Genomic DNA, 20650 nt, shown 5'->3' on the forward strand with positions numbered 1-20650 from the left:
CGCAGAACCCGGGGCGGCTCGGTCACCGAGCGCCCTCAACCATGGCCGGAACGCGTGAGGGCCGTCGACGGTCAGACAGCGGCGTCCTGGACCTGACGAGCGCCCTCGGTGGTCATGCTCGCGGTGAGCGGCGAGGGCCGGAAGCCCTTGACGATCAGGTAGACGCCCAGCGAGAGCTCCCAGATCGCGATGGGGAGGGCCGCGACCGCCGTCACCGGCGACAGTCGGTCCCAGAGGTCGAACAGGATGCCGATGTCGGAGGCGACGAGCAGGGGCGCGCCGGCCAGCCCGAGCAGCGGGAGAATCCGCGGCACGAGGCGTGCCTGGTACAGCAGGGTACCCAGCAGCAGGGCGTTCACGGCCGGCAGGAAGCTCTGGCTGAGCAGGAAGACCGAGTCGTAGAAGGCGACGAGCATCTGGCCGGTGACCAGGGCCTCGGGGCCGGCTTCGGCCCGCCGCAGCGCCACGATCGTCAGGAGGCTCGCGACGCCGATGAAGATGCCGGCGGCTTCGAGGACGCGTGCGCCGACAAAACCCAGCGCTCGGCCTTCCCCCTGCCGTTTGAGCACCGGGTAGAGCGCGATGGCGGTGCCGATGCAGGCGAGGGCGACGATCGTCTCCAGGATCGCGCCGACGACGACAGGCGTTTCCGACGTGGTGCCGACGATGAAGTCCGCGTCGCGCACCGGCGCGTACAGGCCGATGGTGGGGATCGAGACGAAGGTGAGCACGTAGAACACGCCCGCGACCAGAGAGGTCTTCCTCAGCGAGTCCATCGGGGGTTCCTTTCGTCGCTGTCGCTCAGCCAATGGTGGTCCTTCCGCCACCCTCCTGCGGATCCGGGGCGATGGCGAATAGGCCACTCGGGCAATCCTCGCCTCGTCGACGGAATCCGGACGCCCGATGATCACAACTGCGTCATGGCACGGGCCACCGGCACGGATACCGGTGGCCCGTGGGGGAGAGGCAGAGCAGGTCGCTAGCGGCTCATCACGTACGCCACAACGAGCGCCGCGACAAGCGCCAGCGCGGCGAGCACCGCCGCCGCGATCTTCGCCGCGCTGTACGGGCGTTCGCCGATGACCTCGCCGGTCCGGGCGTTGACCAGGACCTGGTACGACTTGCCGGCGTGCAGGTACGCGGCGATCCACACCGGCAGCAGCACCAACTTGTACGCCACGTCCGAGTAGGCGGTGTCCACCGAGGACACCTGCTGCTCGTCGCCGCCGATGTCCGACCGGCAGTCGCCCTCGATGATGGGCGCCATCCGCGCCTTCGCCTCGACGAGGCCGGCCTCGGGCTCGGTGTCGTAGCGCAGCGCGTGATAGCCGGCCAGATAGTCGCCGTGGTACGCGACAGCCTCGGCCAGCGGCCACGGGGCCAGCTCGTCCAGCTGCTTCGCCGGCAGGTGCGCGGTGGCGGGCACCAGCACATCGTCGAAGTCCCGGCGGACGGTCCCGCTCGCCGAGTGCCACCGGGTGTGGCGCACCTGCCGGGTGCGCGTCTCCTGCCTGCCGTCCACAGTCACCGTGTACGTCTCGGTGACGTAGTAGTACTCGCCGCGCTGCCCCTGGTAGTCCGACACGGTCCGCGCGTCGAACGTCCAGTGCGGCAGGTAGGTGCCCTTGAGGGTCTCCGCCTCGCTGACCTTCTTGAGGCTCCCCGGCGCGAACCAGCGGCTGCGGCACCAGGTGCCCAGGGCGGTGCGCACCCCTGCCCGGTCCACAGCGAACGGCAGCACCGCCTCCGGTGCGATCAGCTCACCTGTCACGTTCTCCGCCACGAGTGGCGTGGCGCAGAACTGGCAGCGCTTGGCGATCGCGTCGCTCTCGGTGTGCGCGCCGCAGGCCGGGCAGACGTACGCGTGCGCGGCGACGCTTGCCGCCGGCTTGCGCGGCAGGCTCGCCAACTCGCTGTACGCGTGCTCGCGTACCTCCCGGCCCGCGCCGGCGATCTGTTGCTGATGCCCGCAGTACGGGCAGCTAAGCGTCGCCGCGCCCGGCGCGTACTCCACCCGGGCACCACAGCCCCCACACCCGTAGGTCGGTGGGGATACGGTCGTGTCGCTCATTGCCTTCTCTTCCCTCGCAGCGTTCCGTCGGCCTGCCGTGCGCTCACTGCGGGGGCAGGGGCGGCGGGACGCTCGCCAGCACCGAGGCCAGCTCCGGCACCTGCCCGGCGGGCTGCCACTGCGCCATGCCGGCCTGCCACACGAGCGTGTCCGGGCCCAGCGCGCCCGCGCCGACCTGCTCGGCCAGCCCGCCGAGGTCGTACGGGCCCTGCCGTTGCCCGGCGACGCCGACGTACCACTGGGTCTGGGTCGGCAGCGGCGGCGGCTCGGCGGCGGCCGGCTGCGCGGGGGTCGGCTGCGCGGGGGTCGGTTGCGGCGCGCCCGAGCCGCCCGCCATCGCCCGGGACATCTGCTGGCCCATGGCCATGCCCATGCCGAGCCCAATGCCGGCGCCCGCCTCGCCGCCCGGGTTCTTGGCCGCGGCCTCCATCGCGTTTGCCGCCTGGAACTGGGTGTACCGGCCCAGGTCGCCGACCGCGCCCATGCTGGTCCGCTTGTCCAGGGCCTGCTCCACCTCCGGCGGCACGGAGACGTTCTCGATGACGAACTTGGGGATGGCGATACCGACCTCGGCCAGCTCCGCGGTCAGCACGGTCGCCAAGCGGCGGCCGATCGCGTCCTGGTGCGCCGCCAGGTCCAGCAGCGGCACGCCCGCCGTGGCCAGTGCGTTGCCCAGCCGCCCCACGATGAGCTGCCGCAGGTATTCCTGCACCTCCTCGGTGCGGAACTGCGGATCGGTGCCGACCAGTTCCCGCAGGAGTTGCGACGCGTCCACCACCCGCGCCGCGTACGCGCCGAACGCCCGCACCCGGACCACGCCGAATTCGGCGTCGCGCAGGATCACCGGGTTCTGCGTTCCCCACTTCATGTCGGTGAACTGCCGGGTGTTGACGAAGTACACCTCGGCCTTGAACGGCGAGTTGAAGCCGTACTTCCAGCCCTTGAGAGTGGACAGGATGGGCATGTTCCGGGTTTCCAGCGTGTAGGTGCCGGGCGGGAACGCGTCGGCGATCTGTCCCTCGTTGACGAACACCGCCGTCTGGGACTCGCGGACGACCAACTTGGCGCCCATCTTGATCTCGTTCTGATAGCGCGGGAACCGCCAGACGATCGTGTCTCGGCTGTCGTCCAGCCACTCGATGATATCGACGAACTCGCCCCGGAGTTTGTCCATCAGACTCATTGTGTCCCCTTCCCTGCCGCCGAGGCTCGGCGTCGCGGGCGACGATAGCAACCCCCCGCCACCTGCGAAAAGATTGTCTGCGGGACCATCGGTCGCCGCCGATAACCGCCTCGACCAACGGATGAGGGCATCCGTGACCGAACGCACCAGTCGATTGGTACGGGTGTCTGCCGGAGGTGCAGACGCGACCGGGCGGCAGTGGCCGATCGGTCAGCGGGCGCTGCCGGCACGGCCCGTGTGCCCGACCGGTGACGCGCCTCGTGCAACGCTCCACATCGGACTGGGTGGCCGCGTTGTGGGCCCGGAGCCGGGTGGCTCCGGGCCCACGGTGTCGCAGTCGATCAGGGGCTGGTGCAGGTGAGGTTGCCGGCCGGCGTGGTGCCGTCGCCGGTGGCGGTGAACCCGAAGGTGGTGGAGGCGTTCGGGCCCAACGATCCGTTGTACGGGGCGTTCCGGACGCTTACGGTGCCGGTGGTTCCGGTGTTGACGCCGTTCCAGAGGCTGCTGATGGCCTGGCCGCCGGCCAGGCTCAGACGCGCGGTCCAGCCGTTGAGCGGGCTGGTGCTGGTGTTGGCCACGGTGACCTCAGCCTGGAAACCGCCGGGCCAGGTGTTGACGGTGCGGTAGGTGGCGGAGCAGGCGCCCGGCCCACCGGTCGGCGGCGGGGTGGTCGGTGGGGCGGTGGTGGGCGGCGGAGTGGTGGGCGGGGCGGACGTGGGGGGCGGGGTGGTCGGCGGGGCGGTGGTGGGCGGCGGGGTGGACTCGAACTGGGTGAAGAACCGCCAGATCTCCGCCGAGGTCCACGTCCGGGAGTCGTTCGGGCTGGACGACCCGTCGACAGGGCTGGGGGTGTGGTCTCCGTCGAAGGCTGCCCACTGCACCGGGTACCCGGCCCGGCAGCCCGAGTAGGTGGTGGTGATGTGGGTGAGGCTGCCTCGGCTCGGCTCGCGCGGGCTCTGCGCGGTGCAGCCGTTGTTCCGGACGAACGTGTCCCGCAGCGATCGACCCATCGAGATGTTGAGCACGCTGTCGTAGATGCCGTGGATGCCGAAGTAGGCGACTGGTTGCGTGCCGCCGTTGCATCCGCTCAGGTTGGCCCCGGAAATCACGGTGACCGCGCGGACGATGTTCGGCCGGGCGCAGGCCACCGCGTAACTCATCGCCCCGCCGTAGCTCCAGCCGAGCGCGAAGCGCTGGGTCGTCTCGACGCAGAGGTCGTTCTCGATCTGCCGGGAGATGTCGTCGAAGAGGGTCAGGTCCCGGCCGTTGGTGTTGGCCCAGCCGTTGTCGAGGCCCTGCGGCGCGACGAAGATCGTGCTGTTGTTCGACAGCGGCTGCAGACCGTAGTAGCCGGCCGAGGCGACGTTGTTGGCCGAGCCGTTCAGCCAGTGGAAGCCGAAGACCAGCCGGTAGGGGTGGTTGCGGTCGTACCCGTCCGGGATCCGCAGGATGTAGCTGCGGTTCTGCCCGCCGCTGGAGATGGTGCGCGTCCCGCTGGTTAGCGTGGGCGCCTTGCCGCAGCCGGCGGTTGCCGCGAGCGTGCCGTTCGTCGCGGCCTCCGCCGTGGCGCCGAGCGCGCCGCTCAGCGCCGCGCCTGTCGTCGCCGCGAGGAGAACGGCCGCGGCGGCGATGGTGGAGAGAAGCTGTGCGCGTTTGACCATTGCTTGCCTCCTTGCCCTTGATCGTCTGGGTCGCCGATGCAGGGGCGCCTGTGCGGGCGTGGGGGCTGGGCATGCGGCCGGGTCGGAGTCGCCCGATGGCCGCCCTGCGGTCAGCCTGCATCGGTAGAGCGGCCCGGACTGGTCGCCGACCGGCCAGGCGTCGAGGCGGTGTGCCCGCCGTGTGCCCTGCCGATTGACGGTGCGACTGGGAGCGTGCCCTGCACTCCCGCGCCGAAAGATAGCAGTTTATCGATAACATCTTCAACCGGAGTCTTGCGGAAAACCCGGCCACGTGTGCCCCGCCCGGCGGCGCGGTCCGGTCTGTCGAGGGCCTTCTGGCGGCACCTCTTCCCGCCGCAACTATCGCTCGGGCAGCTGAAAATTCCAGACGTGCGGTGGTCTGGCTGCCCGTGAGCGCTCACAGCAGGACGCGGCGTGCGGCGAATCGCGCCCGTCCGCGGGGTGGCCGGCCAGTGATGAGCATCGACAACAGCCCCCCGGCGGGTTCGTGACGGGTGGGGCCGCTGGTGAACGTGGTACGTAACGAATCTGTGAACCTTCGTGAACGCTGGCTACACGTTAATCCCGCACTTCGAGAAGGGTTTCGGTCAAAGGTGTCGAGAGGGCCTGTGAACGCCGTTCACCCACTTGTTCACTCTCGCTTAATCCTGTAGAACTCGGGGTGGGTCCGCTGGGCGGCCCATCTCCCCCTGGTTCTAGGAGGACTACTAATGGCTCGTTCGCACCGCCCGGGCGCCTCCTCGCCCGCGCTCTCCCGCCGCGGCGTCCTGCAGTTGGGCGGCAGTGTGGCACTCCTTCTCGCGACCGGCGCCTGCGCCGCGGACAGCGGCAGCAAGTCGAAGGACGGCACGTCGGGCGGCACCGCCGCCAAGACGCTGCGCATCGCCGTCTCGAGCTACCTGTCGAGCTGGGACCAGGACTTCGTCGGCTTCGACCTGACCGCGCTCATGCTCTACAAGAACGTCTTCCCGTACCTGATCGACTACGGGGTCACAAGCGCCGGCGACAGCCAGATCTTCGACACCCAGAACATCACCCCCACGTTCGCCGAGTCGTTCCAGCCGGACGCCGGGCAGAAGGTGTGGACGCTCAAGCTGCGTCGCGGCGTGAAGTTCGGCAGCGGCAACGAGATGACGGCCGCCGACGTGAAGTGGTCGAAGGACCGCGCGTTCGCCGCCCAGGCAAACGTGGCGGGCGTCTACCGCACCATCGGCCTGACCGAACCGGACCAGGTGAAGGTCGTCGACGACTACACGGTCGAGTTCCACCAGGCGTTCCCCAGCGCCCTCACCCGGCAGATCCAGGCGATCTCGCTGTACGTCTTCGACTCCGTCGAGGCCAAGAAGCACGCCACCGCCAGCGACCCCTGGGCCAAGGAGTGGTTCGCGAAGAACCCGCCCACCGGCGGCTACTACAACGTCGCGAAGGCCACCCAGGGGCAGGAGATCGAGCTCAGCGCGAACACCGGCTACCCGGGCCCCGACCCGGCCAAGACGCCGACCATCCGGATCTCGGTCGTGCCGGCCGCGTCGAACCAGCGGCTGCAGTTGCAGGCCGGTGACATCGACATCGCCCTCGGCATCAGCCAGCGCGACATCCAGGACCTCAAGAAGGCCCCCGGCATCAAGGTCATCTCGGCCGCCAGCAACCGCCAGGTCGCCATCCAGATGTCGGTCACCACCGCGCCGTTCAACGACGTGAACATCCGTAAGGCCCTCGCGTACGCGGTGCCCTACGAGCAGATCATCAGCAACGTGTACGGCGGCGACGCCCGCGCGGCGAAGAGCACCGTGCCGCTGGACATGCCCGGACACGACGAGAACGGCTACCCGTTCACCCACGACATCGACAAGGCGAAGGCCGCGATGGCCGCCGCCGGTCGTGCGTCGCTGGACTCCGAGTTGGTCTTCGAGTCCGACAACGAGGAGCAGCAGAAGATCGCTGTCCAGGTGCAGGGCGAGGCGGCGAAGGCGGGCATTCGGCTCAAGCTGACCCCGCTGGACCCCGCGACCCTCGGCGAGCGGCGGACGAAGAAGAACATCCCGATCCAGCTCACCTCCGGTCAGCTCTGGGTCGACGACGTGGAATACATGCTGGCCACGAGCTTCGTCAAGGGCGCCAACCTCAACTACTCCAACTACTCCAACCCGGAGATCGAGGAGATCTACGAGAAGTCGCACACCACCGTCGACGAGGCCGCCCGCAACGCGCTCTGGAAGCGGGTTCAGGAAATCCTCGCCGAGGACGTGCCCTGGGTGGTCATCTGCCAGCCCAACTTCAACCTGCCCGTGCGGGAATCCGTCGCCGGCTGGGTGCAGCCGATCGACGGTCTCGCCCGCCTGCGCTACCTGAGCGCGTCGGACTAGGGACGCCACACACCCATGCGCATCTTCCGGTTTGTCGTCAGGCGGCTACTCCAGCTGATCCCCGTTCTGCTCGGAGTAGTCGTCCTGGCGTTCCTCCTGGTCCGGGTGCTGCCGGGCGACCCGGTGCGGAGCATCCTCGGGCCGAACGCCAGCGAGGAGGACGCCGCCGCGGCCCGGGCACGCTTCGGGCTCGACCAGTCCCTGTGGCAACAGTTCCTCGACTATCTCGGCGGGCTCCTCACCGGCGACTTCGGCACCTCGATCCAGAGCGGCGGCTCCGTGGGCGGGGAGATGGCGCTACGGGTCGGGCCCACCCTGCAACTCGTCGTCATCGCCGTGACCATCGCGCTTGTGGTGGCGACCGCGCTCGGCATCTGGTCGGCCCGGAGGGCCAACCGGCTCGGCGACCACAGCGTCCGGGTGTTCGCCCTGGTCGGCAACTCCATCCCCGAGTTCTGGCTCGGCCTCATGCTGGTGCTTGTCGGCTACAGCATCCTCGGCTGGTTCCCCGCACCCAACGGGCGCGTCGACCCGGACACCAACCTGACCCCACTCACCGGCGCCGATCTCCTCGACGCCGCGCTCACCGCCAACGGGCCGGCCTTCGCCTCCGCCGCGGCGTACCTCGTGCTGCCGGTGCTGACCCTTGTCGTCGGCGTGGTCGCCCCGCTGCTGCGCAGCGTCCGGGCCTCCGCGCTGGAGGTGCTGCACTCCGAGTCGTACGCCGCGGCGCAGGCACACGGCCTGCGCGGCCGGACCCTGCACTACGGCTATCTGATGCGGGCGACGTTGGTCCGACTGCCGTCGCTTGCCGCGTTGGTCTTCGGCACCGCGATCGGCTCCACCGTGCTTGTTGAGTACGTGTACTCGTGGCAGGGCTTCGGCCAGTGGGCCCTGCGCGGGCTGCTCTACCGGGACTACCCGGTGGTGCAGGCGTCGGTGCTGGTCATCGCGTTGTGCTACGTGCTGGTGTTCCTCATCGCCGACGTGGTCCACGCGATCCTCGACCCGAGAGTGAGGCTCTGATGGCCGAGCTGCGTACCACAGTGACCGGTGACTCCGCGACGGCGCCGGTGGTCGTCGCCGGCGGTGACCGGGACAGTCGGTTCGCCCGACGCCTGATCATCGCCGGCGCGACGATCCTCTCGGTGGTCGCGCTTGTGGCGCTGCTCGCGCCGCTGCTGAGCCCGTGGGGCGAGACCGAGATCGACCCGGCGAACACGCTCGTCGGCCCGGGGGGCAACCACATCCTCGGCACCGACGGCAACGGCATGGACATCTGGAGCCGGATGCTCTATGCCGCCCGGCTCGACCTGGGAATCGCCCTGGCCGCGGTCGCGCTCGCCGTGGTGGTCGGCACCCTGCTCGGCCTGGTCGCCGGATACTTCGGCGGCTGGCTCGACGACGTGCTGATGCGGGTGGTCGACATCTTCCAGTCGTTCCCAACGTTCATCCTGGCGCTCGCGGTGGCCGCCCTGCTCGGCAACGGCACGATCAACCTCATCATCACGATCGCGGCGGTGAATGCTCCGGCGTACGCCCGGCTGGTCCGCGCCGAGGTGCGGTCGCTGCGCGAACTGCCGTTCGTGGACGCCGCGATCACCTCCGGGGCGTCGTCGGTGGGTGTCCTGTGGCGGCACCTGCTGCCCAACAGCCTCACGCCGGTGCGGGTGATCGCGCCGTTGAACTGTGGCTGGGCGATGCTCACCCTGGCCGGGCTCTCCTTTCTCGGCCTGGGCGTGAGCATCCCCGAGGCCGAGTGGGGAGCCATGATCAGCCTGGGCGCCGCAGACGTGGTCGGTGGACGGTGGTGGACCTCGGTCCCGCCCGGCCTCGCCCTGCTCGTCTGTGTCCTCGGGTTCAGCCTGCTCGGCGAAGGCCTGCAGGACCGCGCTAACGCGAAGCGGCGGTGACCATGCTGTCTATCGAGAACCTTTCCGTGCTCATCCGCCGGCCCGGCCGGCAGGTGGCCGCGCTCAGCGGAGTGAGCTTCACCGTGCGACCCGGCGAGGTCGTCGGCCTGGTCGGGGAGAGCGGCGGCGGCAAGAGCATGGTGGCCCGCGCCATCGTCGGCCTGCTCCCCGGCGGCTCGCACGCCACCGGCCGGGTGCTCTTCGACGGCTCGGACGTGCTGCGCATGGACGACACGGCGCTTGCCGCCCACCGTGGGCGCGGGGTCGCGATCTGCTTCCAGAACCCGCGCGGCGCGCTCAGCCCCACCCGCACCATCGGCAAGCAGCTCGTCGACCGGCTCTCGACCCACCAGGAGATGTCCGGTGGCCAGGCCCGGGAGGCGGCGCGTGAGCTGTTCGAGGCGGTCGGCATCCGCAGCCCGCAGCGGCGGCTCGACGCGTACGCCCACGAACTGTCCGGCGGTATGGCCCAGCGAGTGATGATCTCGCTGGCCACCGGATGTGCCCCCGATCTGCTGATCGCCGACGAGCCGACCACAGGCCTCGACGTGACGCTGACCCGGGAGATCCTGCGGCAGTTCCGGCACGCCGCCGACAACGACGGCCGTGGCGTGCTGCTGATCTCCCACGACCTCGCCTCCATCGCGGAGGTCTGCGACCGGGTGGTGGTGCTCTACGCCGGAACGGTGGTGGAGAGCGGACCGGCCGCGCAGGTGTTGCGGGAGCCCGCACACCCGTACACCAGGGCGCTGCTGCGCTCGGTGCCGGACGTCGGTGGCCGGCCTGTCGTCGCCACCCCGGGTGCCATGCCCCTCCTGACGGAGGCGCCGCACAACTGTCCGTTCGTCACCCGCTGCGCGCACGCCGACGGCACCTGCTCGTCCCGGCGCCCGGCCACCAAGCCGCTCGCCGGTGGCGGCGGCGACTGGTCGCTGGCCTGCTTCCACCCGCAGACCCGGCCGCTCGACGCCGACGCGCCGTCGACGTCGCCCGCGCAGGCGTCAGCCGACGCGGACCCGACCGGCGCGGACGCGAGACCCGCCGTGCTGGAGATCGACGACGCGCACGTCGTCTATCGCAGCCGGTTCGGCTCCGGCGGCCATCACGCGCTGCGTGGCGTCACGCTGCGGCTCGGTCCGGGCGAGACGCTTGGTGTGGTGGGCGAGAGCGGCTGCGGCAAGAGCACGCTCGCCAAGCTCGTCATGGGTCTTGTCGCGCCCACGTCCGGCACTGTCACCGTCACCGGGCAGAGCCTGGTCAAGCAGCCGGGCCCGCCCCGCCCCCGTGGGCAGGCGCTGCGGCGCGCACGTACCCGTGTCCAGCTCGTGTTCCAGGACCCGATCGGCTCGCTGAGCCCGCGCCGCACCGTCGGAGACTCCATCGCCGAGCCCCTGCGGGCCGTGGGCCTGTCCGCGGCGGAACGGAACGCTCGGGTCGCCGCCGTGCTGGACCGCATGGAACTGGACCAAGCGATCCTCCAGCGCTACCCGCACGAGCTGTCCGGCGGCCAGGCGCAACGCATCGGCATCGCCCGTGCCCTCGTCGGTGAGCCGGATCTGATCGTCTTCGACGAGCCGACCTCGGCCCTTGACGTCACGGTGCAGGCGCAGATCCTCGCGGTGATCGCCGACGTCGCCGCCGACGCGGACCGCGCCTCGGTGTTCATCTCCCACGACCTGGCGACCGTGCGGGGCTTCGCCGACCGCGTCGTGGTGCTCTACCTCGGCCGGGTCGTCGAGGAGGGGCCGGTGGACGTCGTCTTCGACAACCCCCGGCACCCGTACACACGGGCGTTGCTGGGCAGCGCACCCCGCCTCGGCGGGACGACCGGATCCGACGGCGAGACCGTTGAACTGATCAAGGACCTCGAAGAAGCCGATGCCGCTACCGGGTGCCCACTCGCCGCCCGGTGCCCGTTCGTCACCGACAGGTGCCGAGCGGAGCAGCAGGAGCTTCAGTCGTACGGCGAGAGCCGGGCCGCCTGCTGGCGGGTTCCCGAGCTCCCCGCCCTCATCGGAAGGCAGGCTGTCACGCCATGACCCGTCGCCCCATCCGGCTCGCCGTCGACATCGGCGGCACCTTCGTGGATGCCATGGAACTCGACACGCGCACCAACCGGGTCCGCTTCCGCAAGGCGGCGACGACCCCGGCCCGACCCGCGGACGGCGTGCTCGCCGCGATCAGCGCGCTCGGCACCGACCTGTCCGAGGTGGAACTGTTCATCCACGGCACCACCCTCGGGCTCAACGCGGTGCTGGAGCGTCGGGGCGGCCGTACCGGCATCATCACCAACGAGGGTTTCCGGGACATCTTCCTGATCGGTCGCGGCAATGTGCCGTCCGACCACATGTACAACTTCCAGTACCAGCGGCCGGAGAGCCTCGTGCAGCGCCGCTTCACGGCAGGCGTGCGGGGTCGCCTCGACTACCGGGGCCGGGTCGTGGAGGAGCTGGACCCGGAGAGCGTCCGGGCCGCCGCCCGCACGCTCGTGGTGGACCAGCAGGTCACCTCGATCGCCATCTGCTTCCTGCACTCGTTCCTCGACCCGAGCCACGAGCGGGAGGCCGCGCGCCTGATCCACGAGGAGTTCCCCGACGTCAGCCTGTCGCTGTCGACGGACATCGTGCGCGAGTACCGCGAGTACGAGCGGACCAGCACCACGGTGCTGGAGGCGTACATCCGGCCGATCTTCGAGCGGTACGTGGACGAGCTGGAGGCCGGGCTGGCCGAACGCGGCTTCGACGGACGCTTCCTGATCATGCGCTCCGGCGGCGGTTCGATGACCAGCTCGGTCGCCAAGACCGCGCCCACCCACACAGTGCTCTCCGGGCCGGCCGGCGGCATCGTCGGCGCCGCCTACATCGCCTCCGAGCTGGGCCGCGACAACGTGCTCACCTTCGACATCGGCGGCACCTCGCTGGACGCCTGCGTGATCGAGCGCGGCAACCCGGTCGCCGCGTACGAGGCGCAGCTGGAGCACTTCCCGCTGCTCATCCCGACGTACGACATCCGTACCATCGGCGCCGGCGGCGGCTCGATCGCCTGGCTGGACCACGGCCTGCTCAAGGTCGGCCCGCAGAGCGCCGGCGCCGTCCCCGGCCCGGTCTGCTACGGCCGGGGCGGCACGAAGCCGACTGTCACCGACGCCGCCGTGGTGCTCGGCTACATGGATCCGGACCGCTTCCTCGCCGGCACCATGGGGCTGCGCGACGCGGAGGCCCGCGCGGCCATCAAGGAGCAGTTGGCCGACCCGCTCGGCCTGACCGTGGAGAACGCGGCGGCAGGCGTGTTCGACGTGCTGCTGGCCCGCACAGTCGGCGCGGTACGGCAGATCACCGTCGAGCGGGGCCACGACCCGCGGCAGTTCGCGTTGCTCGCGTTCGGTGGCGCCGGGCCACTGCTGGCCCCGCTGCTGGCCCGCGAGATGGGCATCGGCGAGGTCATCGTGCCGTTCGCGCCGTCCGGCTTCTCGGCCTGGGGAATGTTGTCGGCCGACATCGTCAACGACTTCAGCCGTACCGTGATGGCCACCCTGGACGACGCGGACCTGGCCGAGCTGGACGACCTGTTCAAGGGCGTCGAGGCCGAGGCCGTCGCGTCACTCGTGGCGCAGGGCGTGCCGGCCGGCGAGGCGGTGCTGGAGCGGCAGTTCGAGCTGCGCTACCTCGGCCAGGAGCACAGCCTGATGGTCACCGTCGGGCGCGATCTGGACCGCGACGCGATCCGCGCCGCGTTCGACGAGACGCACCGCGGCCGCTACGGCCACACCATGGGCAACCCGCTGCAGATCCTCAACCTGCGGGTGCGCGGCATCGGCCGCACCGACCGGCCCGAGCTGGAGACCCTGCCCCGCGGCGACGGCGATCCGTCGCAGGCACTGCTGAACCACCGGGACGCCTACGACTTCGGGCAGCAAGCGGTCGTGCCGTTCGCGGTGTACGACCGATCTGGCCTGGAGCCGGGCGACACGTTCGACGGTCCGGCGCTCATCGACGAGGGCACCTCCACCACAGTGGTGCCCAGCGGTCAGCGGGTCACCGTCGACGACCACGGATACCTGCTCGTCACACTGGAGGAAGCCGCATGACCACGCTGGACGGAGCCCAGGTCGAGGTTGTCCGCAGCTATCTGTTGTCGGCGGCCGAGGAGATGCGGGCCACGCTGATCCGCACCTCCTTCAACCCGGTCATCTACGAGGTGCACGACTTCGGCATGTCGATGTACGACGCCGACCTGCGGCTCGTCGCCGAGGCCACCGGGCTGACGTTCTTCCTCGGCGCCAACGACTTCTCGCTGCGCAAGGGCGTGGAGTACGTCGGCCGGGAGAACCTGCACCGGGGTGACGTGGTGCTGCTCAACTACCCGTACTGGAACGCGGCGCACGCGTACGACGCGACGCTGTTCGCTCCGGTGTTCCGGCCCGACCCGGCCGACGACGAGGCCGACGGCGACCTCGTCGGGTTCCTCTGCGTCCGCGCGCACTGGATGGACCTGGGCGCCAAGGACCCGGGCTACGTGCTCGACTCCACCGACATGCACCAGGAGGGTGTCATCTTCCCGGGCACCAAGGTGGTCTCCCGGGGCAAGCCGGTGCACGAGGTCCACGAATTGATCCGCTTCAACTCGCGGATGCCCGACGCGGTGCTCGGGGACCTGCACGCGCAGATCGCCGCGCTGCGCACCGGCGAGCGCCGGATGCTGGAGATCATCGAGAAGTTCGGCCGGACCACTGTGGACCAGGCGATCGACCGGATCATCGCCGACGGCGAGACCCGCGCCCGCGCGGCTCTGGCGACCCTGCCGCAGGGCACCTGGACCGCCGAGGACTGGGTGGACGACGACGGCATCAGCGACGAGCCGGTCAAGATGCGCGCCACCGTCACCATCGCCGACGGGCGTTTCATCGTGGACTTCGCCGGCTCGGCAGCCGCCACCCGTGGCCCGATCAACATGCCGTTCGGCGCGACCGAGGCGATCTGCAAGGTCGTCCTGAAGTCGCTCACCTCGCGCGACGAGCCGTCGAACGCGGGCACCGTGGCGCCGCTGGAGGTGCGGGCCGAGCCGGGCACCCTGTTCCACGCCGTCTACCCGCAGCCCACGTTCACGCTGTGGACGGGCATCGTCGCGGTGGAGTTGATCCTGAAGGCGTTGGCGCAGGGCATGCCGGACCTGTTGCCGGCCTCCAGCGGCGGTGACGTGCCCGGGTTCATGATGGTCGGCCTGCACCCGGACACCGGAAAGATGTTCGCGGTGAGCAACAACGACCTGGTGGGCTGGGGCGGCACGTCCCAGCACGACGGCATGGACGCCGCCACCCACGTCTCCGGCAGCACCGGCCGGGGCACCCCGATCGAGGTGATGGAAGCCAAGACCGGGATGTTCTTCGAGCGGTGGGAGATCCGGACGGACTCGGGTGGCGCGGGTCGGTTCCGGGGCGGCTGCGGCCTGCGGCGGGACATCCGCTTCGTGACGCCCGGCGAGTTCCTGACGGTGATCAAGAAGACGAAGAGCGCCCCCTGGGCGTTGGCCGGTGGGTTGCAGCCGGAGCCGAACCAGGTGGTGGTGTTCCCGGGCACCGACCGGGAGCACCGGGTCAGCACCAAGCGCACGGCCGTGGCGGTAGGCGACCGGGTGACGTTGTTGACCGCCGGTGGCGGTGGGCACGGCGAGCCGGGCTCCCGGGATCCGGAGGCGGTGCGGCGGGACGTGGCCGAGGGCTACGTCTCACCGGAGGTGGCCCGGGACATCTACGGAGTGGACGTCGATGGGTAGGCCGACGGTCGACGGGGCGACAGTCGAGGTCGTCCGCAGTCACCTCGTCTCGGCCGCCGAGGAGATGCGGGCCGCGCTGGTCCGCACCGCCTTCAACCCGGTCATCTACGAGGTGTACGACTTCGGCATCTCCATCTACGACCGGGAGCTGCGGCTGGTCGCGGAGTCGACGGGGCTGTCCCGCTTCCTCGGCGCCAACGACTATTCGATGCGCAAGGGCGTGGAGTACGTCGGCCGGGAGAACCTGCACCGGGGCGACGTGGTGCTGCTCAACTACCCGTACTGGAACGCGGCGCACACCTACGACGCGACGCTGTTCGCGCCTGTCATGCTCCCCGACAGCGACGAGTTGGTCGGCTTCCTGTGCATCCGCGCGCACTGGATGGACCTGGGCGCCAAGGACCCGGGCTATGTGCTCGACTCCACGGACATGCACCAGGAGGGGATCGTCTTCCCCGGCACGAAGGTGTACGCCGGTGGCGAGCCGGTGCACGAGGTCCACGAGTTGATCCGCTTCAACTCGCGGATGCCGGACCTCGTCATCGGCGACCTCAACGCGCAGATCGCCGCGCTGCGTACCGGCGAGCGTCGGATGATCGAGCTGTTCCAGCAGTTCGGCCCGACAGTTGTCGACGAGGTGATCGAGCGGGTGATCCGGGTCGCCGCCGAGAATGCCCGCGCTGCGGTCGACGCGCTGCCGCAGGGCAGTTGGACCGCCGAGGACTGGCTCGACGACGACGGCGTCACCGACGACCCGATCCTGATGCGGGTCACCGTCACCGTCGCCGACGGTGAGTTCACAGTGGACTTCGCCGGCTCGTCGCCCGCCGTGCCCGGGCCGGTGAACCTGCCGCTGGGCGCCACCATCGCGACCTGCCGGGTCGCGTTCAAGGGCGTCACCACCCCCGGGGAGCAGACCAACGCCGGGCACTTCGCGCCCCTTCGGGTACGCGCCGAGCCCGGGACGCTGTTCCACGCGCGCTATCCCGCCGCCACGTTCACCCAGTGGACCGGCACCGTCGCCCTGGAGTTGATCCTGAAGGCGTTGGCGCAGGGCATGCCGGACCGGTTGGCGGCCTCCAGCGGCGGTGACGTGCCCGGGTTCATGATGGTCGGCACGCACCCGGACACCGGAAAGATGTTCGCGGTCAGCAACAACGACCCCGTCGGGTGGGGTGGGACGCCGGAGCACGACGGCATCGGACCGGCCAACCACATCTGCCAGACCCAGGCGCGCAACACACCCGTCGAGGTGCTGGAGGCGAAGACGGGGATGTTCTTCGACCGGGTGGAGATCCGGACGGACTCCGGTGGCGCCGGTCGGTTCCGGGGTGGCTGTGGGTTGCGACGGGACATCCGGTTCGTGACGCCCGGTGAGTTCCTGACGGTGATCAAGAAGACGAAGAGCGCGCCGTGGGCGTTGGCCGGTGGAGTGCGGCCGGAGCCGAACCAGGTGGTGGTCTTTCCTGGTACCGACCGCGAGCACCGGGTGAGCACGCGGCGTACCGCGGTGGCAGTGGGGGATCGGGTGACGTTGTTGACCGCCGGTGGTGGTGGGCACGGTGACCCGGCCTCCCGGGATCCGGAGGCGGTGCGACGGGACGTGGCCGAGGGCTACGTCTCCGCGCAGACCGCCCGAGACGTATATGGAGTGATCGCGTGAGTGCCGCCTATTCGCCCGAGCCGTCGAGCCTGCTGCTCGGCAACTGCACAGTTCTGGACGCCCGCGTCGTGGACGGCATGGCCCCGATCGCCGATGCCGGTGTGTGGGTCCGTGGCGACCGCATCGCCGCTGTCGGCCCGTACGCGGCCGTTGCCGCCGAGGCGCGAGCCGCCGGCCCTGTGACAAACGTGGACCTCGACGGGGCGTACCTGACCCCCGGCCTGGTGAACATGCACACCCACTTCTCGCTGTCGCTGCCCGGTTCCGGGGGCGACAACGTCAAGGGGATGGGCCCGTACGACCTCGCCCACTACATGGCCGACGGCGCGCGGCGCACGCTGCACTCCGGCGTGACGACGGTGCGCTGCGTGGCGGAGAAGGATCACGCCGACTTCGCGTTGCGGCGGGCCATCAACGCCGGCCGCACCGCGGGTCCCCGCATCTACACCGCCGGTCGGGCACTCGTCTGCACCGGCGGACACGGCCACGAGAGCAACGACACCCTCGAATGCGACGGCCCGGTCGGTTTCCGCCGGGGCGTACGCAGCCAGGTCAAGGCCGGCGCGGACCTCATCAAGGTGATGATCTCGGGCGGCATCGCCGGTGAGCACGAGAGCATCCACACGCCCCAGCTTTTCACCGACGAGATGACCGCGGTGATCGAGACCGCGCACGCGTGGGGCCGCAAGGTCACCGCGCACGCCGGTCCGGCCGAGGTGATCGGCGCGGCCGTCGAGCTCGGACTCGACTGTGTGGAGCACGGCTACCAGCTCACTCCGGAGGTCGCGGCGCGGATGGCCGAACGCGGCACCGCGCTCGTGCCGACGTTGCTGGTGACCCGGTGCAAGGAGTTCTTCGACGAACTCGGCGTGCCGGAGTGGATGCAGTGCCGCTCGCTCGGTGCCGGCCCACGGCATCTGGAGAGCTTCGACATGGCCATCGCCGCTGGTGTGGAGGTGCTGCTCGGCAGCGACATGCCCCCGTTCTGGGAGTTCGAGGGCACCACCGCCTCGATCCGGGAGCTGGAGTACATGTCCGAGCGGATCGGCACGGCGCGGGCGATCCACGCCGGCACGCTCGGTCCGATCCGGTGGCTCGGCGCGGAGTCCGACCTCGGCACTGTCGAGGTCGGCAAGCTGGCCGACCTGATCGCAACGGACGCCGACCCGCTGGCCGACACCTCGGCGTTCCGGGACGTGCGGTGGGTGATGAAGGGCGGGCAGATCGCTCGCGACGACCGAAACCAGGAGGACGCGCGATGACGTTCGCGGAGCCAGGCGCGGCGGCGATCGCCGCAGGCATTGATGACATGTACGACGCATTCCTCGCCGGTGACACCGAGCGGTTCGACACGCACCTGCACGCCGAGGTGACCACCTGGGAGACGCACCTGCCGGGGCCGCTGCGTACCCGTGCCGAGTTGAACGAATACCGCGAGCAGCGCGACACCGCCGGCCAACGGCCGCAGTTGGCGGTGCTCGCCGCGCGGGACAAGCGCATCGACGTCTGGGACGACTTCGGCGTCGCCCGGTACATGCTCGTCTCGCAGGTCGGTGCGGACGACGCGCCGGAGTTCACCCGGGTCACCGACGTGGTGCGCCGGATCGACAGCCGCTGGGTGATCGTGCACCACCACGCCGAGCTGGTACGGGATCCGGTGGGCGCGGCATGATCCGCCGGCTGGTCGCCGAGCGGACCGGTGAGCCGGCGGACGTGCTGTCGGTTGCCGAGCTGCCCGACGACCCGCCGCCCGGCCCCGCCGAGGTACGGCTCGCCGTGCGAACGGTGGGCCTGAACTTCCTGGACGTCCTGCTGTGCCGGGGCGAGTACCCGGTGCGGCCGGACCCGCCGATGACGCCCGGGGTGGAGACGGCCGGCCTGGTCGTCGCCGCCGGTGCCGGGGCCGAGCACCTGCTGGGCCAGGAGGTGCTCGCCTGCCCGACGCTGCCGCGCGGCGCGCTCGGCACGACGGTGACTGTGGACGCCGCGGTGGTAGTGGCGCGGCCGCCCACAGTCGACCCGGTGACGGCGGCGGCGCTGCCCGTCACCTACCAGACCGCGTGGTTCGCACTGGAGCGAGCCGGCCTCACGGCCGGGCAGACGGTGCTTGTACACGCCGGCGCCGGCGGTGTCGGCATCGCCGCCATCCAGCTCGCCGTGGCCCGTGGGGCACGTGTGTTCGCCACCGCCGGCGGCGCGGCCAAGACGGCCGTCTGCCGGGCCCACGGCGCCGAGGTCGCCATCGACTACTCGACTGAGGACTTCGTGGCCGCCGTACGGGAGGCCACCGACGGGCGGGGCGCGGACGTCATCGTGGATCCCGTGGGCGGCGACGTGTTCGCCAGGTCCTGGGAGTGCCTCGCGTTCGAGGGCCGCCTCGTTGCGGTGGGAGCGGCCGGCGGTCCACCGCCACCTGTCGACCCGGTCCGGCTGATGGCGGCGAACGCGACACTTGTCGGCCTCTCCTGGGGCTCCCGGTATCCGTGGCAGCGCGCCTCGGCGGTCGAGGCGGCGTACCAGGAGCTGTTCGACATGTGCGCGTCGGGAGCGGTCCGGCCGCCGGTCAGCCGGATCGTCTCACTGGACGAGGCGCCGGCCGCGCTCACCGAACTGGCCGAACGACGCACCACCGGCAAGATCATCGTACGGATCGACGAGGGGGAGGGACCGTGAGCGACAGCGCCGACGGCGACATGGAGATCTACGACCTGAAGGTGTCCGTCGACCGGATCGAGGGTCGGTCGGTGTGCGGGATGGACGTGGGCGACTACTTCGAACTGACAAACAGCGCGCACCTGCGGCTGCCGGAGGGGAAGCACTTCTGCGTGTACGCGCTCGCGTCGGTGCTGCCCTTCCTCGCCGCGAAGCAGCGTGACCTGGCGGCGGGGGACTGGCTGGCCCAGGACTCCCACTTCATCTGCCCCGACCCGGAGGAGCGACTCGTCATGAAGGTGGAACGGACCTGCCGGCGCACGATGAACTCGGCGGACCTGACATGACGGTCGAGATCGGACTCGGCCTGCAGAGCGACAAGCCGGCCGGCGCCTACGCCCAGCTGGCCCGCGCCGCCGAGTCGCACGGCTTCGACGTGCTCACCGTCTTCGGTGACCTGATGTACCAGCCGCCGATCTTCCCGCTGCTGGAGATGGCACAGGCGACCAGCCGGGTACGCCTCGGCGCGGCCTGCCTGAACCCGTACTCGATGGCGCCGTACGAGATCGCGGGTCAGCTCGCTGCTCTGGACCTGGCGTCGCATGGCCGGGCGTACCTGGGGTTGGCCCGCGGGACCTGGCTGGGCGCGGTCGGGTTGCCGCAGCCGCGACCGCTGACCACTATCGAGGAGGCCGTCGAGGTCGTCTACCGCCTGTTGCGGGGCGACCGCAGCGGCTTCACCGGCCGGGTCTTCTCGCTGGCACCCGACACCGCCCTGCGCTACGCCGTGCACCGGCCCAAGCCGCCGCTGCTGCTCGGCGCGTGGGGCCCGCAGGGCGCGGCGGTCGCCGGCCGGATCGCCGACGAGATCAAGGTGGGCGGCAGCGCCAACCCCGACATGGTGGCGGTGATCCGCGAACGGGTCCGAGTCGGGGCCGAGAAGGCCGGGCGCGACGTCGCCGACATCGGCATCGTGCTGGGCGCCGTGACAGTTGTCGACACCGACGGCGAGGCGGCCCGGGCCAAGGCCCGCACGGAGGTGGCGATGTACCTCGCGGTCGTGGCGGAACTCGACCCGACGGTGGTGCTGCCCGACGGTCTTGTGGAGCGGGTCGGCGCACTTGTCGACGCGGGCGAGGACGAGGCGGCGGGCCGGCTCATCCCGGACGACGTCCTCGACAGGTTCGCCTTCTCCGGCACTCCGGAGCAGGTCGCCGCGCAGGCCCAGGCGCTCATCGACGCAGGGGTCCGCCGGGTCGAGTTCGGCACCCCGCACGGCCTGACCGACGAGCGGGGTGTGGACCTGCTCGGCTCCGCCGTCCTGCCGCTGCTCCGCAGGTGAGTGGGG

At 70.6% G+C, this 20650-nt stretch carries 16 protein-coding genes; 12 read left to right on the forward strand and 4 right to left on the reverse strand.

From position 1 onward, the window contains the following. Positions 1 to 71: 71 nt before the first annotated feature. The 4 genes from ACFY2Q_RS28080 to ACFY2Q_RS28095 form a co-directional block, all read right to left on the reverse strand. Positions 72 to 776, reverse strand: coding sequence for a DUF4386 domain-containing protein (locus ACFY2Q_RS28080; RefSeq protein WP_387135385.1), 705 nt, complete (start codon positions 774 to 776; stop codon positions 72 to 74). A 203-nt stretch (positions 777 to 979) separates the two neighbouring features. Further along, entirely contained in the window at positions 980 to 2071 is a 1092-nt protein-coding gene (locus ACFY2Q_RS28085) for a hypothetical protein (protein ID WP_387135388.1), read from the reverse strand. Positions 2072 to 2114: 43 nt separating this feature from the next. After that, positions 2115 to 3254 (reverse strand): SPFH domain-containing protein, encoded by a 1140-nt coding sequence (locus ACFY2Q_RS28090; protein WP_387135391.1) that lies wholly within the window; start codon positions 3252 to 3254, stop codon positions 2115 to 2117. 341 nt (positions 3255 to 3595) lie between these two features. After that, a complete protein-coding gene (locus ACFY2Q_RS28095) occupies positions 3596 to 4915 on the reverse strand; it encodes a cellulose binding domain-containing protein (RefSeq protein ID WP_387135393.1) in 1320 nt (439 codons plus the stop codon). 731 nt (positions 4916 to 5646) lie between these two features. On the opposite strand from ACFY2Q_RS28095, the gene ACFY2Q_RS28100 reads away from it, so the two are divergent. From ACFY2Q_RS28100 to ACFY2Q_RS28155, 12 genes are read left to right on the forward strand one after another with little or no spacing between them, the layout of a single operon-like run. Next, a complete protein-coding gene (locus ACFY2Q_RS28100) occupies positions 5647 to 7302 on the forward strand; it encodes an ABC transporter substrate-binding protein (RefSeq protein WP_387135395.1) in 1656 nt (551 codons plus the stop codon). A gap of 15 nt (positions 7303 to 7317) precedes the next feature. Beyond that, complete coding sequence (locus tag ACFY2Q_RS28105; protein WP_387135397.1) at positions 7318 to 8328, forward strand: ABC transporter permease; 1011 nt, start codon at positions 7318 to 7320, stop codon at positions 8326 to 8328. Further along, the gene (locus tag ACFY2Q_RS28110; RefSeq protein WP_387135400.1) at positions 8328 to 9215 is read left to right on the forward strand and encodes an ABC transporter permease; all 888 of its coding nucleotides are present in this window, start codon (positions 8328 to 8330) and stop codon (positions 9213 to 9215) included. Before ACFY2Q_RS28105 ends, ACFY2Q_RS28110 begins: the two co-directional genes overlap by 1 nt. Positions 9216 to 9217: 2 nt before the next feature. Beyond that, positions 9218 to 11254, forward strand: coding sequence for a dipeptide ABC transporter ATP-binding protein (locus ACFY2Q_RS28115; protein ID WP_387135444.1), 2037 nt, complete (start codon positions 9218 to 9220; stop codon positions 11252 to 11254). Further along, complete coding sequence (locus tag ACFY2Q_RS28120; protein ID WP_387135403.1) at positions 11251 to 13302, forward strand: hydantoinase/oxoprolinase family protein; 2052 nt, start codon at positions 11251 to 11253, stop codon at positions 13300 to 13302. The genes ACFY2Q_RS28115 and ACFY2Q_RS28120 overlap by 4 nt, the downstream gene beginning before the upstream one ends. After that, the gene (locus tag ACFY2Q_RS28125; protein WP_387135406.1) at positions 13299 to 14987 is read left to right on the forward strand and encodes a hydantoinase B/oxoprolinase family protein; all 1689 of its coding nucleotides are present in this window, start codon (positions 13299 to 13301) and stop codon (positions 14985 to 14987) included. The genes ACFY2Q_RS28120 and ACFY2Q_RS28125 overlap by 4 nt, the downstream gene beginning before the upstream one ends. Further along, entirely contained in the window at positions 14980 to 16650 is a 1671-nt protein-coding gene (locus tag ACFY2Q_RS28130; RefSeq protein ID WP_387135408.1) for a hydantoinase B/oxoprolinase family protein, read from the forward strand. Before ACFY2Q_RS28125 ends, ACFY2Q_RS28130 begins: the two co-directional genes overlap by 8 nt. Further along, positions 16647 to 17912 (forward strand): amidohydrolase family protein, encoded by a 1266-nt coding sequence (locus ACFY2Q_RS28135; RefSeq protein ID WP_387135410.1) that lies wholly within the window; start codon positions 16647 to 16649, stop codon positions 17910 to 17912. Before ACFY2Q_RS28130 ends, ACFY2Q_RS28135 begins: the two co-directional genes overlap by 4 nt. Next, positions 17909 to 18322: a nuclear transport factor 2 family protein gene (locus tag ACFY2Q_RS28140; RefSeq protein WP_387135413.1), complete on the forward strand. Its 414-nt coding sequence runs from the start codon at positions 17909 to 17911 to the stop codon at positions 18320 to 18322. Before ACFY2Q_RS28135 ends, ACFY2Q_RS28140 begins: the two co-directional genes overlap by 4 nt. After that, positions 18319 to 19323, forward strand: a complete 1005-nt coding sequence (locus ACFY2Q_RS28145; protein WP_387135415.1) for a zinc-binding dehydrogenase — start codon at positions 18319 to 18321, stop codon at positions 19321 to 19323. The genes ACFY2Q_RS28140 and ACFY2Q_RS28145 overlap by 4 nt, the downstream gene beginning before the upstream one ends. Then, the gene (locus ACFY2Q_RS28150) at positions 19320 to 19649 is read left to right on the forward strand and encodes a TIGR04076 family protein (protein ID WP_387135418.1); all 330 of its coding nucleotides are present in this window, start codon (positions 19320 to 19322) and stop codon (positions 19647 to 19649) included. Before ACFY2Q_RS28145 ends, ACFY2Q_RS28150 begins: the two co-directional genes overlap by 4 nt. Continuing rightward, entirely contained in the window at positions 19646 to 20644 is a 999-nt protein-coding gene (locus ACFY2Q_RS28155; RefSeq protein WP_387135420.1) for an LLM class flavin-dependent oxidoreductase, read from the forward strand. The genes ACFY2Q_RS28150 and ACFY2Q_RS28155 overlap by 4 nt, the downstream gene beginning before the upstream one ends. The last annotated feature ends 6 nt before the right edge of the window (positions 20645 to 20650 follow it).

Source organism: Micromonospora sp. NPDC000316, from assembly GCF_042898885.1.
In the GTDB taxonomy this organism is placed as follows: Bacteria; Actinomycetota; Actinomycetes; order Mycobacteriales; family Micromonosporaceae; genus Micromonospora.

Excerpts from the sequence above, each read along its gene's own strand:
- ACFY2Q_RS28080 (WP_387135385.1), bottom strand. The coding sequence starts at position 776 with ATGGACTCGCTGAGGAAGACCTCTCTGGTCGCGGGCGTGTTCTACGTG.
- ACFY2Q_RS28085 (WP_387135388.1), bottom strand. The coding sequence starts at position 2,071 with ATGAGCGACACGACCGTATCCCCACCGACCTACGGGTGTGGGGGCTGT.
- ACFY2Q_RS28090 (WP_387135391.1), bottom strand. The coding sequence starts at position 3,254 with ATGAGTCTGATGGACAAACTCCGGGGCGAGTTCGTCGATATCATCGAG.
- ACFY2Q_RS28095 (WP_387135393.1), bottom strand. The coding sequence starts at position 4,915 with ATGGTCAAACGCGCACAGCTTCTCTCCACCATCGCCGCCGCGGCCGTT.
- ACFY2Q_RS28100 (WP_387135395.1), top strand. The coding sequence starts at position 5,647 with ATGGCTCGTTCGCACCGCCCGGGCGCCTCCTCGCCCGCGCTCTCCCGC.
- ACFY2Q_RS28105 (WP_387135397.1), top strand. The coding sequence starts at position 7,318 with ATGCGCATCTTCCGGTTTGTCGTCAGGCGGCTACTCCAGCTGATCCCC.
- ACFY2Q_RS28110 (WP_387135400.1), top strand. The coding sequence starts at position 8,328 with ATGGCCGAGCTGCGTACCACAGTGACCGGTGACTCCGCGACGGCGCCG.
- ACFY2Q_RS28115 (WP_387135444.1), top strand. The coding sequence starts at position 9,218 with ATGCTGTCTATCGAGAACCTTTCCGTGCTCATCCGCCGGCCCGGCCGG.
- ACFY2Q_RS28120 (WP_387135403.1), top strand. The coding sequence starts at position 11,251 with ATGACCCGTCGCCCCATCCGGCTCGCCGTCGACATCGGCGGCACCTTC.
- ACFY2Q_RS28125 (WP_387135406.1), top strand. The coding sequence starts at position 13,299 with ATGACCACGCTGGACGGAGCCCAGGTCGAGGTTGTCCGCAGCTATCTG.
- ACFY2Q_RS28130 (WP_387135408.1), top strand. The coding sequence starts at position 14,980 with ATGGGTAGGCCGACGGTCGACGGGGCGACAGTCGAGGTCGTCCGCAGT.
- ACFY2Q_RS28140 (WP_387135413.1), top strand. The coding sequence starts at position 17,909 with ATGACGTTCGCGGAGCCAGGCGCGGCGGCGATCGCCGCAGGCATTGAT.
- ACFY2Q_RS28145 (WP_387135415.1), top strand. The coding sequence starts at position 18,319 with ATGATCCGCCGGCTGGTCGCCGAGCGGACCGGTGAGCCGGCGGACGTG.
- ACFY2Q_RS28155 (WP_387135420.1), top strand. The coding sequence starts at position 19,646 with ATGACGGTCGAGATCGGACTCGGCCTGCAGAGCGACAAGCCGGCCGGC.